Genomic DNA, 14,890 nt, shown 5'->3' with positions numbered 1-14,890 from the left:
ACTTGTTTATTAAAATATACGAGAAAAGTAGAAGCCGAGCCGTAAGGCGAGGGTTTGACTGACAGTCCTATAGCTCAGTTGGTTAGAGCGCTACACTGATAATGTAGAGGTCGGCAGTTCAACTCTGCCTGGGACTACTTCTCAGTTGGTGACCGACCGGTTACGATTTAGCGGGTCTTTCATCAATGGTGAAGGGGGATTAGCTCAGCTGGCTAGAGCACCTGCTTTGCACGCAGGGGGTCAACGGTTCGAATCCGTTATTCTCCACTTCTCAAGATTAGGAATTATCTTTAATCCTTAATCCTTGACAACGATCTTTGACATGATGTGACCAAAAAAAGTAAAGTTGAAAGCTGAAAGTATATATCGACCATACGTGATCGGTAAGACAAAAAGTAAGTAAGGGCACATGGCGGATGCCTTGGCTCTCGGAGGCGATGAAGGACGTGATAAGCTGCGATAAGCCGCGGGTAGGTGCAAATGACCTTTGATCCGCGGATTTCCGAATGGGACAACCCGATATCCTGAAGGGATATCATCCCGCAATGCGGGAGGCTAACGCAGGGAACTGAAACATCTTAGTACCTGCAGGAAAAGAAAATAAATAATGATTCCCCCAGTAGTGGCGAGCGAACGGGGAACAGCCCAAACCATCCATGTTACGGCATGTGTGGGGTTGTAGGACCACGTTGTGGCAAGAAAGTTGGTGAGCAGAATGTTCTGGAAAGTACAGCCATAGAGCATGATAGCTGCGTATGCGAAGCCAACCGAAGCCTAGTGGTATCCTGAGTAGCGCGGAGCACGAGGAATTCTGCGTGAATCTGCCGGGACCATCCGGTAAGGCTAAATACTCCCGAGAGACCGATAGTGAACCAGTACTGTGAAGGAAAGGTGAAAAGCACTTCGAACAGAAGAGTGAAATAGTTCCTGAAACCATGTGCCTACAAGCGGTCGGAGCACTTTTAGTGTGACGGCGTGCCTTTTGCATAATGAACCTACGAGTTACTTTTTCCGGCGAGGTTAAGGATCTCAGATCCGCAGCCGAAGCGAAAGCGAGTCTGAACAGGGCGTATAGTCGGAAGGAGTAGACGCGAAACCAAGTGATCTACCCTTGGGCAGGTTGAAGGATGGGTAACACCATCTGGAGGACCGAACCAATAAGCGTTGAAAAGCTTCTGGATGACCTGAGGGTGGGGGTGAAAGGCTAATCAAACTTGGAGATAGCTCGTACTCCCCGAAATGCATTTAGGTGCAGCCTTGACTTATACTGACATGAGGTAGAGCGACTGATAAGATGCGAGGGCTTCACCGCCTATCAAGTCTTGACAAACTCCGAATGCGTGTCAGTTCTATGTCAGGAGTGAGGGCATGGGTGCTAAGGTCCATGTCCTAAAGGAGAACAATCCGGACCAACAGCTAAGGTCCCGAAATGAATACTAAGTTGAACTAACGAAGTCAGATTGCTAAGACAGCTAGGATGTTGGCTTGGAAGCAGCCATTCATTTAAAGAGTGCGTAACAGCTCACTAGTCGAGGAGTTTGGCGTGGATAATAATCGGGCATAAGTATTCTACCGAAGCTTTGGGATGAGAAATCATCGGTAGGGGAGCATTCCACTCTGCGTCGAAGGTAAGGCGTGAGCCTTGCTGGAGCGTGTGGAAAAGCAAATGTAGGTATAAGTAACGATAAAGGGGGTGAGAAACCCCCTCGCCGAAAGACTAAGGTTTCCTGATCAACGCTAATCGGATCAGGGTAAGTCGGGTCCTAAGGCTCAGCCGAACGGCGAGGCCGATGGCAGAACCGGTTAATATTCCGGTACTACCTTAAGGAGTGACGTGGAGACGGAGTCGTGACAGCGCCGCGGACTGACGGAATAGTCCGTTGAAGGGTGTAGATGTTGATTGTTCCAGGCAAATCCGGAACGAGAGTCGAACCTGACAGTATGGAGCGTCCTTCTGGACAATCCAATAGTGCGTGTAATCATACTTCCAAGAAAATCCGCTAAACTTAATCCTTACGGTACCCGTACCGCAAACGGACACACGTAGTCGGGTTGAATATACTAAGGCGCTTGAGTGATTCACGGTTAAGGAACTAGGCAAACTGACCCTGTAACTTCGGGATAAAGGGTCCTCAAGCAATTGAGGCGCAGAGAATAGGTCCAGGCAACTGTTTAACAAAAACACAGGGCTGTGCAAAATTGAAAGATGAAGTATACAGCCTGACACCTGCCCGGTGCTGGAAGGTTAAGAGGAGACGTCATCGCAAGAGAAGCGTTGAATTGAAGCCCCAGTAAACGGCGGCCGTAACTATAACGGTCCTAAGGTAGCGAAATTCCTTGTCGGGTGAGTTCCGACCTGCACGAATGGTGTAATGATCTGGACGCTGTCTCAACCGTGAGTTCCGAGAAATTGTAGTATCGGTGAAGATGCCCATAACCCGCGATGGGACGAAAAGAACACGTGAACCTTTACTATGGCTTAACATTGAATTTGGGCAATTGCTGTGTAGGTTAGGACGGAGGCTTTGAAGATGGGACGCCTGTGTTCGTGGAGCCGCTGTTGAAATACGGCCCTTTGATTATTTGAGTTCTAACCCGCTGTTGCGGGGACACTGTTTGGTGGGTAGTTTGACTGGGGTGGTCGCCTCCAAAAGCGTAACGGAGGCTTCTAAAGGTGCCCTCACGACGATTGGTAACCGTCGGCAGAGTGTAATGGCATAAGGGCGCTTGACTGGGAGACTCACAAGTCGATCAGGTAGGAAACTAGAGCATAGTGATCCGGTGTTTCTGTATGGAAAGGACATCGCTCAAAGGATAAAAGGTACTCCGGGGATAACAGGCTGATCCCTCCCAAGAGCTCATATCGACGGAGGGGTTTGGCACCTCGATGTCGGCTCGTCACATCCTGGGGCTGGAGAAGGTCCCAAGGGTTGGGCTGTTCGCCCATTAAAGTGGCACGCGAGCTGGGTTCAGAACGTCGTGAGACAGTTCGGTCTCTATCTATCGTGGGCGCATGAAATTTGCGTGGCTCTGACACTAGTACGAGAGGACCGTGTTGGACTGACCTCTGGTTTACCGGTTGTGCCGCCAGGTGCATTGCCGGGTATCTAAGTCGGGATTGGATAAGTGCTGAAAGCATCTAAGTACGAAGCCAGCCACAAGATTAGATTTCTCAGGGTCGTTGTAGACTACAACGTTGATAGGACGCAGGTGTACAGGCAGCGATGTCATAGCCGAGCGTTACTAATTGCCCGTTCACTTTTTGCCTTGCCTTGTATGGAGGTATATACGTTCAGCCATAAATGAATGCTTTGCTTTTTTCGCATCATGTCTACCTTATTCAGGTGACTACAGCACCGGGGTTCCACCTCTTCCCATTCCGAACAGAGAAGTTAAGCTCGGTCACGCCGATGGTACTGCGTAACAGTGGGAGAGTAGGTAGTCGCCGTTTTTCAGAAGAAGCCTCCGTGTCTGATAAGGATACGGAGGCTTCGTTCGTTTTGGCGGTCTCATAAACTTTTCGTATATTTGCGTCGAACTAATTTTATATCAACGTTTAAAGCAAATTGAAAGTATGAAGACTAAAGTTTTATTGGCTGCCGTTGCGGTAGCGTTTTCTTTCGCAGTGACATCTTGTGGCAACAAAAAGGCTGCAGATTCTAATGTAACTGAGGTGGATTCTTGCTGCGCAGCAAAAACAGAACAAGTGTGTGACTCTGCTAAGGCTTGCTGTGAGGGTGCTGACTCTGCTGCTTGTGACAGTGCGAAATGTGAGAAGGCTTGTGATAAAGCTGCTTGTGATAAGAAAGAAGATTGCAAGAAAGCTTGTGATAAAAAGTAATTCAAGACTTGTATTAAATTGTGCAATAGGAAAAGGCATACTGTAAAGTATGCCTTTTTTGTGATATATTTAAGTAATAGGTGAATGCTAACTTATAAAATGAAACTGTTTCTTTGAAAAAAGTAATGAATTTGTTTGTGTGATACGAAATAATATCTACCTTTGCAACGTCAAAACAAAAAAGAAGATGATTCAGAACTTTACATATATTCTACTGTGTGGTATTATTATTCTACTGGCAAAGTTTAGTGGAAGTGAGTGCTGTGCGTGAATATATATGTAAGATGCAATGATATATGAAGCCTTTCTCACTTCCAAGTGCGAAAGGCTTTTTTATGGGACATAAATTAAATACAATAAAGCAATGAGTGACAAATTATTTATTTTCGACACAACGCTCCGCGATGGCGAGCAGGTTCCGGGATGCCAATTGAATACAGTGGAAAAGATTCAGGTAGCCAGACAACTGGAAGCCCTGGGGGTGGACGTGATTGAAGCCGGATTTCCGATTTCAAGTCCGGGAGATTTCAATTCGGTCATTGAGATATCAAAGGCTGTGACATGGCCCACCATCTGCGCCTTGACACGTGCCGTACAGAAAGATATTGATGTGGCAGCAGAGGCTTTGCAATTTGCCAAGCATAAACGTATCCATACTGGCATCGGTACATCTGACTCGCACATTAAATATAAATTCAATTCCAATCGCGAGGAAATAATAGAGCGTGCAGTGGCTGCCGTAAAGTATGCACGTAAGTATGTGGATGATGTAGAGTTCTATGCCGAAGATGCAGGCCGAACGGATAATGAATATTTGGCACGGGTGGTAGAAGCTGTTATCAAGGCAGGTGCTACTGTGGTGAATATTCCCGATACAACGGGGTATTGCTTGCCTGATGAGTATGGCGCGAAGATAAGATATCTGATGGAACATGTCAACGGTATTCATAATGCCATTATTTCTACTCATTGCCACAATGACTTGGGCATGGCTACTGCCAATACAATGGCTGGCGTGCTGAATGGTGCCCGCCAGGTGGAGGTAACCATCAATGGTATTGGTGAACGTGCCGGCAATACTTCTCTTGAGGAAGTGGCGATGATTATCAAATGTCACAAGGACATAGAAATCGAGACCAACATCAATACACAGAAGATTTATCCAACCAGCCGTATGGTGTCCAGCCTGATGAACATGCCGGTGCAGCCCAACAAGGCTATTGTAGGTCGCAATGCTTTTGCCCATTCGTCGGGTATTCACCAGGACGGTGTATTGAAGAATGTGCAGACGTACGAAATCATTGACCCGCATGATGTGGGTATTGATGATAATTCCATCGTATTGACAGCCCGTAGCGGACGTGCAGCCTTGAAGAATCGTTTGTCGATATTGGGAGTACAGCTGGATCAGGAGAAGCTGGACAAAGTGTATGAAGAGTTCTTGAAACTTGCCGATAAGAAGAAAGATATCAATGATGACGACATTCTGGTATTGGCAGGGGCAAATCGTACGCAGAACCACCGTATCAAACTGGAATATCTCCAGGTGACCAGTGGGGTGGGGGTTCGTTCGGTTGCCAGTTTGGGATTGAACATCTCCGGTGAGAAGTTTGAAGCCGCTGCCAGTGGAAACGGTCCGGTAGATGCCGCTATCAAGGCTTTGAAGAAGATTATCGACCGCCATATGACATTGAAGGAATTCACCATCCAGGCTATCAGCAAGGGTAGCGACGATATGGGTAAGGTACATATGCAGGTGGAATACGATAATCATATTTATTATGGGTTCGGTGCCAATACGGATATTATCGCGGCATCAGTGGAAGCGTACATCGACTGTATCAATAAGTTTAAGATGTGATTTTAATCGTAAATTGTAAATAGCTAAATTGTACATAAAGAGATGAATACATTATTTGATAAAATCTGGGATGCCCATGTGGTACAGAAAGTGGAAGACGGTCCCACACAGCTTTATATTGATCGGCTTTATTGTCATGAAGTAACCAGCCCGCAAGCCTTTTCAGGATTGCGCGAACGTGGAATCAAGTGTTTCCGTCCGGAAAAGATCTTCTGTATGCCCGACCATAACACGCCGACGCATGACCAGGACAAGCCGATTGAAGACCCGATTTCAAAGACTCAGGTAGATACACTGGCCAAGAATGCGGAAGAGTTTGGATTGGCCCATTTCGGTATGATGGACAAGAAGAACGGAATTATCCATGTAGTAGGTCCGGAACGCGGGCTGACCCTGCCTGGCATGACCATTGTCTGCGGTGACTCGCATACTTCCACCCACGGGGCGATGGGAGCAGTGGCTTTCGGTATCGGTACGAGTGAGGTGGAAATGGTAATGGCCTCGCAATGTATCCTTCAGACCCGTCCTAAGACAATGCGTATCACTGTCGACGGCAAACTTGGCAAGGGAGTGACGGCAAAAGATGTAGCATTGTATATGATGTCGAAGATGACGACCAGCGGCGCTACGGGATATTTCGTGGAATATGCCGGAGAAGCTGTGCGCAGTCTGACTATGGAAGGGCGTCTGACCTTGTGCAATCTGAGTATAGAGATGGGTGCCCGCGGCGGTATGGTTGCTCCGGATGAAACCACTTTCGAGTATATTAAAGGACGCGAATATGCTCCGAAGGGTGAGGCATGGGACAAGGCATTGGCATACTGGAAAACGTTGAGGAGTGATGAAAATGCCGTGTTCGACAAGGAAGTCCGTTTTGCAGCCGAAGATATTGAACCGATGATTACATACGGTACCAATCCGGGTATGGGCATGGGTATCACACAACATATTCCTACTACCGAAGGAATGGGAGAGGCTGCCCGCACCTCTTTCATGAAGTCCATGGGCTATATGGGTTTTCAACCGGGAGAGCCTTTGCTGGGTAAGAAGATTGATTATGTATTTCTAGGCGCCTGCACCAATGGACGTATTGAGGATTTCCGTGCATTTGCCTCCATTGTGAAAGGCCGTCGGAAAGCCGAGGATGTAGTGGCATGGCTGGTTCCGGGCTCCTGGATGGTAGATGCCCAGATTCGTGAAGAGGGACTGGACAAGATTCTGGAAGAGGCCGGTTTTGCCATTCGCCAACCGGGTTGCTCCGCTTGTCTGGCAATGAACGACGATAAAGTGCCTGCCGGAAAGTATGCAGTGTCTACCAGTAACCGTAATTTTGAAGGACGCCAGGGACCGGGTTCCCGAACACTGCTTGCCAGCCCGCTTGTAGCTGCAGCAGCGGCAGTGACTGGAGTTATTACTGACCCGAGAACGCTGATTTGATGTACGATTGGACGATTTACGATTAAAATTACTTCGTAAATCAAACATCGTTCAACAAAGGTAAATCAAGAGTATTTTCAATCGTAAATTGTAAATCGTAAATACAAAGATGAAGACAAAATTTGATATAATAACCAGTACTTGTGTGCCTCTTCCATTAGAGAATGTGGATACAGACCAGATAATCCCTGCACGTTTTCTGAAAGCTACTACCCGTGAGGAAAAGTTCTTCGGAGATAATTTATTCCGCGATTGGCGTTATCATCCGGATGGTTCTCTGAACAAGGACTTTGTTTTGAACAATCCCACTTACGGTGGACAGATTCTGGTGGCGGGAAAGAACTTCGGTTCCGGTTCCAGCCGTGAGCATGCTGCATGGGCCATTGCCGGTTACGGGTTCCGCGTGGTGGTATCGAGCTTCTTTGCCGATATACACAAGAACAATGAACTGAACAACTTTGTGCTTCCGGTGGTGGTAAGTGAGCCGTTCCTGAAAGAGTTGTTCGACTCTATCTCTGCCAATCCGAAGATGGAAGTAGAAGTGAATCTGCCCGAACAGACCATCACCAACAAGGCTACGGGCAAGAGCGAACATTTTGAAATCAATGCCTACAAGAAACATTGCCTGATGAATGGTTTGGATGACATCGATTTTCTGGTTGAGAATAAAGATAAGATAGAAGCTTGGGAGAATAAAAATGAAGCATAATCATCCGAAGATAGAAATCATGGACACTACGCTCCGCGACGGTGAACAGACCAGCGGAGTCTCCTTTGTGCCCCATGAGAAGCTGATGATTGCCCGTTTGTTACTGGAGGAATTGAAAGTAGACCGGGTAGAGGTGGCTTCTGCGCGGGTATCCGAAGGAGAGTTTGATGCCGTAAAAATGATTTGTGACTGGGCGGCACGCCGTAATCTGTTGCCAAGAGTAGAAGTGCTTGGCTTTGTAGATGGCCACACGTCGGTGGACTGGATACATGCGACCGGTTGCCGTGTCATCAATCTGCTGTGCAAAGGCTCGCTGAAGCATTGCACCTACCAGTTGAAGAAGACTCCTGAAGAGCATATCGAGGATATTCTGTCCGTAGTGGATTACGCCAACGAGCAGGATATGGTAGTGAATGTCTATCTGGAAGACTGGAGTAACGGCATGAAAGATTCTCCGGAATATGTGTTCCGTCTGATGGACGCATTGGAACAGACCAATATCCGCCGTTACATGTTACCTGACACATTGGGCGTATTGAACCCGCTACAAGTCATCGAGTTCATGCGCAAGATGGTGAAACGCTATCCGCATGCCCATTTCGACTTCCATGCCCACAATGACTATGACCTTGCTGTGAGCAATGTGCTTGCCGCCGTACTTAGCGGTTGCAAGGGACTGCATACTACCATCAACGGCCTGGGCGAACGTGCCGGCAATGCTCCGCTTGCCAGTGTGCAGGCTATCCTGAAAGACCACTTCAATGCCATTACCAACATTGACGAAAGCCGCCTGAACGATGTAAGCCGTGTGGTGGAGTCCTACTCGGGTATCGTAATCCCTGCCAATAAACCGATTGTGGGCGAGAATGTATTTACCCAAGTGGCAGGCGTCCATGCCGACGGTGACAATAAAAGTAACCTCTACTGCAACGACCTTCTGCCCGAACGCTTTGGCCGCAAGCGAGAGTATGCCCTGGGCAAGAACAGCGGTAAAGCCAATATCCGGAAGAATTTGGAGGACTTGGGATTACAACTGGATGAAGATGCCATGCGCAAAGTGACCGAACGCATCATTGAGCTGGGCGACAAGAAGGAACTGGTGACGCAAGAAGACCTGCCCTATATTGTTTCGGACGTACTGAAGCACGGAATGGCAGAAGAACGCGTCAGCCTTAAGAGCTATATTGTGAATCTGGCGTATGGATTGAAGCCGATGGCTACGTTGAAGATAGAAATCAACGGAAAGGAATATGAGGAAAGTTCCAGTGGAGATGGCCAGTATGATGCTTTTGTGCGCGCCTTGCGCAAGATATATAAAGTGACACTGGGTCGTAAGTTCCCGATGCTGACGAACTATGCCGTGACCATTCCTCCCGGCGGGCGTACCGATGCCTTTGTGCAGACGGTTATTACCTGGAGTTTTGAAGATACGATATTCCGTACACGCGGATTGGACGCAGACCAGACGGAAGCGGCCATCAAGGCGACGGTGAAGATGTTGAATATCATAGAAGACGAATACGAATCATAAAAAATGGATCTTATGGAGAAAAAGAAATCGTTTTTTGAGAGGCGTCCTTATGTATGCTATGCGTTGTATGCAGGCTTGCTTTTTGCTTTCAACCTCTTTCTGCGTTGGTGGAGCGGCGAGTTGGATGCGGACGAGTATCTTATGTCAGCCATCAATACCCTTATATTGACAGCTGGTTTTGTGTGGGGTGACCGGTATCGCCGCAAGAATCTTGCAAACAAAAAGAAGATAGATGAACTTTTAAATAATAAATAAAACAATGGATTTTAAAATTGCAGTGTTGGCCGGTGACGGTATCGGCCCCGAAATCTCTACCGTAGGCGTGGATGTGATGACTGCCGTGTGTGAGAAGTTCGGACATAAAGTGAACTATGAATATGCCATCTGCGGTGCAGACGCGATAGACAAGGTGGGTGACCCGTTTCCCGAAGCCACTTATGAGGCTTGTAAAAATGCGGATGCTGTATTGTTCTCTGCCGTAGGTGACCCGAAATTCGACAATGACCCTACTGCCAAAGTGCGTCCCGAGCAGGGCTTGCTGGCTATGCGCAAGAAACTGGGACTGTTTGCCAACATCCGTCCCGTACAGACCTTCAAATGTCTGCTCCATAAGTCTCCCCTTCGTGCGGAGCTGGTGGATGGTGCCGATTTCCTTTGCATCCGCGAACTGACCGGTGGCATGTACTTCGGTGAGAAATACCAGGACAATGACAAGGCGTATGATACGAACATGTATACCCGTCCTGAGATTGAACGTATCCTGAAAGTCGGATTTGAATATGCCATGAAACGTAACAAACATCTTACGGTGGTGGATAAAGCCAACGTGCTTGCCTCTTCCCGCCTTTGGAGACAGATTGCCCAGGAAATGGCACCGCAATATCCCGAAGTGACAACCGACTATATGTTTGTGGACAACGCCGCTATGAAGATGATTCAAGAGCCGAAGTTCTTTGACGTAATGGTTACGGAAAATACGTTTGGCGATATTTTGACGGACGAGGGTTCCTGCATCAGTGGCTCTATGGGATTGCTGCCTTCCGCTTCTACGGGAGAGAGCACGCCGGTATTCGAGCCTATTCATGGCTCCTGGCCGCAAGCGAAAGGTTTGAATATAGCCAATCCGCTGGCGCAAATTTTGTCTGTAGCCATGCTTTTCGAATACTTCGACCTGAAAGAGGAAGGGGCGTTGATTCGCAAGGCAGTGGATGCTTCACTCGATGCGAATGTACGTACACCGGAGATTCAAGTAGAAGGTGGAGACAAATACGGTACCAAGGAAGTGGGCGCTTGGATTGTAGACTATCTTAAGAAGTCTTGATGCCAGTATCCCATTACTGTTCTGTCCATCAGTAACTTCCCACTGTAAAGTTCTGCAAAAAGCATGCACCATCTTTGCAGTGGGAAGTCGCTGATTGTCAGATATGGTTCTTCCTTCCCATTTTTCCTTCTTCAATCGTTTCATATCCTTTCATCCTCTTTATTCGTGTTAAGCTTTGGTAGATGGCAGCATAATCTTTCCTTTCCCGCACGGTTTATTTCTTGGAATTTGCATATCTTTGTCAGCATATCCATGCACCGCAAGTATGTGCGGGAAGAATGTATTAGACAATAAGATTATGGCGAAAATTGCAAAGAACCTGACGGAGTTGATTGGGCATACTCCTTTGATGGAATTGGCTGAATACAGCCGTAAATACGGATTGAAAAGAAACGTAGTGGCAAAACTGGAATCTTTTAATCCGGCGGGAAGCGTGAAGGACCGTGTGGCATTTGCCATGATTGAGGATGCCGAGGCACGTGGGGCTTTGAAACCCGGAGCTACGATTATTGAACCTACCAGTGGCAATACCGGCGTGGGACTGGCGATGGTGGCAACCATCAAGGGATACCATTTGATATTGACCATGCCGGAGACCATGAGTGTGGAACGCCGTAATCTGTTGAAAGCCTTGGGCGCGGAGATTGTACTGACCGACGGGCTGGCAGGTATGTCCGGCTCCATTGCCAAAGCGAAAGAACTGCGGGATGCGATACCCGGTGCGGTTATTCTGCAACAGTTTGAGAATCCCTCCAATGCCAAGGCTCATGAACATACTACGGGGGAAGAAATCTGGACGGACACGGATGGCAAAGTTACTGTTTTTGTTGCCGGTGTGGGCACGGGCGGCACGGTCTGTGGAGTGGCGCGTGCCTTGAAGAAACACAATCCGGATGTCTATGTTGTGGCTGTAGAACCTGCCTCCTCTCCGGTCCTGGAAGGAGGGGAAGACGCACCGCACCGCATCCAGGGGATTGGAGCCAATTTTATTCCTTCCATTTATGATGCTTCTGTAGTAGACGAGGTTATTCCGGTACCCGATGACGAGGCCATTCGTGGAGGACGGGAGCTGGCTTCTACGGAAGGCTTGCTGGCCGGCATCTCATCCGGTGCAGCGGTATATGCGGCACGGTTGCTGGCCGAACGCCCTGAATTTGCGGATAAAATGATTGTTGCCCTACTGCCCGATACGGGGGAACGCTATTTGTCAACAGAACTGTTTGCTTTCGATACCTATCCTTTGGAATAAATACTGAACGATTATATGAAGAAATTTATTTTTTCTTTCCTTTTGTGTGGAGCCACGATGTTTTCTGCCTTTTCACAAACCTATCAAGAACTGAGCGAACGTGCGGTTGCAGCCACGGAGCAGGATAGCTTGTCATTGGCCGAAAAATACATTGAACAAGCTTTGAAAATGGAGCCTGCCAACCCTCATAACGCTTTGCTGTTCTCCAACTTGGGAACGATACAGCGTCGGCAACACCGGTATGAGCAGGCCCTTGACTCGTATACTCTGGCATTGAACATTGCTCCGCGTGCCATACCTGCCCTGATGAACCGTGCCGCTCTTTATCTTGAGTTGGGGAAGGATGATTTGGCCCGGATAGACTATTCTTTGGTGCTGGATATAGAGAGCGATAATCAGGAAGCCTTGCTAATGCGCGCCTATATCTATATGCGGCAGCGCAACTATAATTTTGCAAAGTCTGATTATGAACGTCTGCTGAAACTTGCCCCCCGGAGTTACAATGGCCGTCTGGGATTGGCTACACTGGAGCAGAAGGAGGGCAAATATGAAGCGGCGCTTTCGATATTGAATGCCATGATTGCAGAAAAAGGAGGAGAATCTATCCGGCTGACTACCCAGCAATATGCCGTGCTTTACGTGGCACGTGCGGGTGTGGAGCAGGATATGAAACATGTAGACCTGGCCATGATGGACTTGGAAGAAGCTATTAAGCTGGATCCTTCACAGACGGAAGCCTACTTGATACGGGGACAAATTTATCTTTCCCAAAAGAAAAAGGAGTTGGCAAAACGTGACTTCGAAAAAGCCATTTCGCTTGGCGTACCGCAAGGTGACCTCAGGGAATTGTTGTTGCAGTGTAAATAATATTCAACTATATTTCCGTATCAGCTCCACAAACTCTTTTCCGTATTTCTTCTTCTTATATTCACCGATACCGCTGATATTACCAAAATCTTCTATGGTGGTGGGGCGGGAGGTGCTGAGCAGGTGGAGTACTTTGTCAGACAGTACGATATAGGCAGGGAGTGCTTCCTGGTCGGCAAGGCGTTTGCGGAGAGTGCGGAGAGCCTCGAAAAGTTCCCCATTTTCTGTATTGGGCAATCCCAATGGCAATTCTTTGGTTGGAACTGTAGCCTTGCGTTTACGGCCTCTTGTAGTTTGTACAGCTTCCTCGCGGCGGATGGTGACAAGCAGGGCGCGTGCTCTGCCAAACAAGATATCTGTTCCGCTTTGAGTAATTTTCAGATGGTTGTTTTCATTGTAGGCTATTTCGAAATAGCCGAGTTGCAACATTTGCAGCAGGTAGTCATGCCAATCTCTGGCGGGTACTTCACGCCCGACTCCAAAGGTCTTAAGACGATGGTATCCTCTTTCTGTAACTTCAGAACTCATGTTTCCTCTGAGGATGTCCACTAAAATACCAGTCCCTATCTGTTGTTCGGAACGCGCGATTGCACTAAGTGCTTTTTGTACGATTATTGTACCATCGAAACGTTCAGGGGGATTTTTGCATACATCACAGTTTCCACAGTCGCAGGTCGTATTTTCACCGAAATAGCTTAACAGAATGCGGCGGCGGCAGATATCTGCTTCCGCATATTGCTGCATGCGTTGCAGTTTTTCCAGGTTGATGCTTTGCTGTCCACTGTCCGTTGCGAATTTAGTGAGCAGAATGAGGTCGGCCAGTGAATAGAACAAAAGGGTGTCACTGGGCATTCCGTCCCGTCCGGCACGTCCTATTTCCTGATAGAAACTTTCAATGCTTTTGGGCAAATTGTAATGAATTACCCAGCGTACATTGCTTTTGTCAATTCCCATTCCAAAGGCGATGGTGGCGCATACCACTTGCACGCGGTCATTGATGAAGTCGTCTTGCGCTTCATCTCTTCGTGCCGGTGACAGTCCTGCATGATAGACCGCTGATTTTATCCCTTGTTTTTGAAGCATTTGTGCCACTGTTTCAGTCTTGCTGCGGCTCATGCAATAAATAATGCCGCTCTCTCCCGGATGGCGGGCAATGAAGTCGAGGATGGCTTTGCTTTTTTCCTTCTGCTGGTAACCTCTTTTTACGGTGAGGCTCAGGTTGGGACGGTCGAAAGATGAAATGAAAACCCTGGGTTGGTTGAGGTGTAGCTGTTTAATAATATCTTCACGGGTTATTTTGTCGGCTGTGGCAGTAAGTGCAATGATGGGAACCTGGGGAAACTGTTGGTGAAGGATGCCCATCTGTGTATATTCCGGACGGAAATCGTGTCCCCATTGTGAGATGCAGTGAGCTTCATCAATGGCGAAAAGGGAAATATGCATATCTCTTAACAGATAGTTGGCTTCCGTCAATAATTTTTCAGGAGAAATATATAGTAGTTTCAGCTTGCCTTCCATGCATGCACGTCGTAGGGAAGCATTCTCTGTTTCATCATTATTGCTGTTCAGTGCACCGGCCGCGATGCCGTTTGCACAGAGCGTTTCCACTTGGTCCTTCATCAAGGAAATGAGCGGAGAAACCACTACCGCCGTGCCTTCACTCAATAAGGCGGGAAGTTGATAGCAGATGGATTTTCCGCCTCCCGTCGGCATCAGTACCAATGCGTCTTTACGGTCCATCAGATGGCGTATGATGTCTTCTTGTAAGGGGCGGAAACTGTCGTAACCGAAATATGTCTTGAGCGTTTGTAGCATAATCTGGCAGTATGGATTTCTTCCGACAAAGGTACACTAATTATTGCATATACTACAAATGGAAAGTCATCAAGATTTAGTATCATATGAGTTTCCGCAAAAGGTTAAAGTTTCTTATTAATGGCTGAATTGAGCTACTTTTCAACCTTTTTCGTTGTTTATTTATCAAAAATATATACGGGAAAAGTTGTGTATTAAAAAAAAATGTCTGACTTTTGTAAAGTCTAAAGGGCTAACCCTTTGGCTTTTCCGATTTTAA

10 protein-coding genes, 2 tRNA genes and 2 rRNA genes are annotated in these 14,890 nt (G+C 47.6%); 13 read left to right on the top strand and 1 reads right to left on the bottom strand.

Annotation, left to right across the window (positions count from 1 at the left end):
• The first annotated feature begins 63 nt into the window (after positions 1-63).
• From HUX74_RS04235 to HUX74_RS04175, 13 genes are all read left to right on the top strand, one after another.
• Positions 64-137, top strand: a tRNA-Ile gene (locus tag HUX74_RS04235).
• 56 nt (positions 138-193) lie between these two features.
• Positions 194-267 (top strand) — tRNA-Ala (locus HUX74_RS04230).
• Positions 268-389: 122 nt separating this feature from the next.
• A 23S ribosomal RNA gene (locus HUX74_RS04225) occupies positions 390-3,267 on the top strand.
• 73 nt (positions 3,268-3,340) lie between these two features.
• Positions 3,341-3,451: ribosomal RNA gene (rrf, locus tag HUX74_RS04220) — 5S ribosomal RNA — on the top strand.
• A gap of 123 nt (positions 3,452-3,574) precedes the next feature.
• Complete coding sequence (locus HUX74_RS04215; protein ID WP_117966787.1) at positions 3,575-3,841, top strand: hypothetical protein; 267 nt, start codon at positions 3,575-3,577, stop codon at positions 3,839-3,841.
• Between the two features lie 364 nt (positions 3,842-4,205).
• Positions 4,206-5,702 carry a 2-isopropylmalate synthase gene (locus HUX74_RS04210; protein ID WP_005835565.1) on the top strand — a complete coding sequence of 499 codons (1,497 nt, stop codon included), beginning with the start codon at positions 4,206-4,208 and terminating at the stop codon, positions 5,700-5,702.
• A gap of 42 nt (positions 5,703-5,744) precedes the next feature.
• Positions 5,745-7,139, top strand: coding sequence for a 3-isopropylmalate dehydratase large subunit (leuC, locus tag HUX74_RS04205; protein WP_117966785.1), 1,395 nt, complete (start codon positions 5,745-5,747; stop codon positions 7,137-7,139).
• A gap of 109 nt (positions 7,140-7,248) precedes the next feature.
• Entirely contained in the window at positions 7,249-7,848 is a 600-nt protein-coding gene (gene leuD, locus HUX74_RS04200) for a 3-isopropylmalate dehydratase small subunit (RefSeq protein WP_117601589.1), read from the top strand.
• The gene (locus HUX74_RS04195; RefSeq protein ID WP_005826194.1) at positions 7,838-9,379 is read left to right on the top strand and encodes an alpha-isopropylmalate synthase regulatory domain-containing protein; all 1,542 of its coding nucleotides are present in this window, start codon (positions 7,838-7,840) and stop codon (positions 9,377-9,379) included. Before leuD ends, HUX74_RS04195 begins: the two co-directional genes overlap by 11 nt.
• Before the next feature lie 12 nt (positions 9,380-9,391).
• Positions 9,392-9,634 carry a hypothetical protein gene (locus HUX74_RS04190; protein WP_025834589.1) on the top strand — a complete coding sequence of 81 codons (243 nt, stop codon included), beginning with the start codon at positions 9,392-9,394 and terminating at the stop codon, positions 9,632-9,634.
• Positions 9,635-9,638: 4 nt separating this feature from the next.
• A complete protein-coding gene (gene leuB / locus HUX74_RS04185) occupies positions 9,639-10,700 on the top strand; it encodes a 3-isopropylmalate dehydrogenase (RefSeq protein ID WP_117966782.1) in 1,062 nt (353 codons plus the stop codon).
• A gap of 298 nt (positions 10,701-10,998) precedes the next feature.
• Complete coding sequence (cysK, locus tag HUX74_RS04180) at positions 10,999-11,949, top strand: cysteine synthase A (RefSeq protein ID WP_131225911.1); 951 nt, start codon at positions 10,999-11,001, stop codon at positions 11,947-11,949.
• A gap of 15 nt (positions 11,950-11,964) precedes the next feature.
• A complete protein-coding gene (locus HUX74_RS04175; RefSeq protein ID WP_174646255.1) occupies positions 11,965-12,816 on the top strand; it encodes a lipopolysaccharide assembly protein LapB in 852 nt (283 codons plus the stop codon).
• Positions 12,817-12,819: 3 nt separating this feature from the next.
• Here HUX74_RS04175 and recQ read toward each other — a convergent pair whose 3' ends face one another.
• Positions 12,820-14,631: a DNA helicase RecQ gene (gene recQ / locus HUX74_RS04170; RefSeq protein WP_174646254.1), complete on the bottom strand. Its 1,812-nt coding sequence runs from the start codon at positions 14,629-14,631 to the stop codon at positions 12,820-12,822.
• Positions 14,632-14,890: the final 259 nt, after the last annotated feature.

Origin of the sequence: Bacteroides sp. Marseille-P8574, from assembly GCF_902825465.1 — a bacterium.
GTDB classification, from domain to species: domain Bacteria; phylum Bacteroidota; class Bacteroidia; order Bacteroidales; family Bacteroidaceae; genus Bacteroides; species Bacteroides uniformis.
The sequence above is the reverse complement of the archived record's forward strand: the minus strand, read 5'-3'. Positions and strand labels throughout refer to the sequence as shown.

Coding starts and splice junctions, on each gene's coding strand:
- recQ (WP_174646254.1), bottom strand. CDS start 14,631: ATGCTACAAACGCTCAAGACATATTTCGGTTACGACAGTTTCCGCCCC.
- HUX74_RS04195 (WP_005826194.1), top strand. CDS start 7,838: ATGAAGCATAATCATCCGAAGATAGAAATCATGGACACTACGCTCCGC.
- leuC (WP_117966785.1), top strand. CDS start 5,745: ATGAATACATTATTTGATAAAATCTGGGATGCCCATGTGGTACAGAAA.
- HUX74_RS04210 (WP_005835565.1), top strand. CDS start 4,206: ATGAGTGACAAATTATTTATTTTCGACACAACGCTCCGCGATGGCGAG.
- leuB (WP_117966782.1), top strand. CDS start 9,639: ATGGATTTTAAAATTGCAGTGTTGGCCGGTGACGGTATCGGCCCCGAA.
- cysK (WP_131225911.1), top strand. CDS start 10,999: ATGGCGAAAATTGCAAAGAACCTGACGGAGTTGATTGGGCATACTCCT.
- HUX74_RS04190 (WP_025834589.1), top strand. CDS start 9,392: ATGGAGAAAAAGAAATCGTTTTTTGAGAGGCGTCCTTATGTATGCTAT.
- HUX74_RS04215 (WP_117966787.1), top strand. CDS start 3,575: ATGAAGACTAAAGTTTTATTGGCTGCCGTTGCGGTAGCGTTTTCTTTC.
- HUX74_RS04175 (WP_174646255.1), top strand. CDS start 11,965: ATGAAGAAATTTATTTTTTCTTTCCTTTTGTGTGGAGCCACGATGTTT.
- leuD (WP_117601589.1), top strand. CDS start 7,249: ATGAAGACAAAATTTGATATAATAACCAGTACTTGTGTGCCTCTTCCA.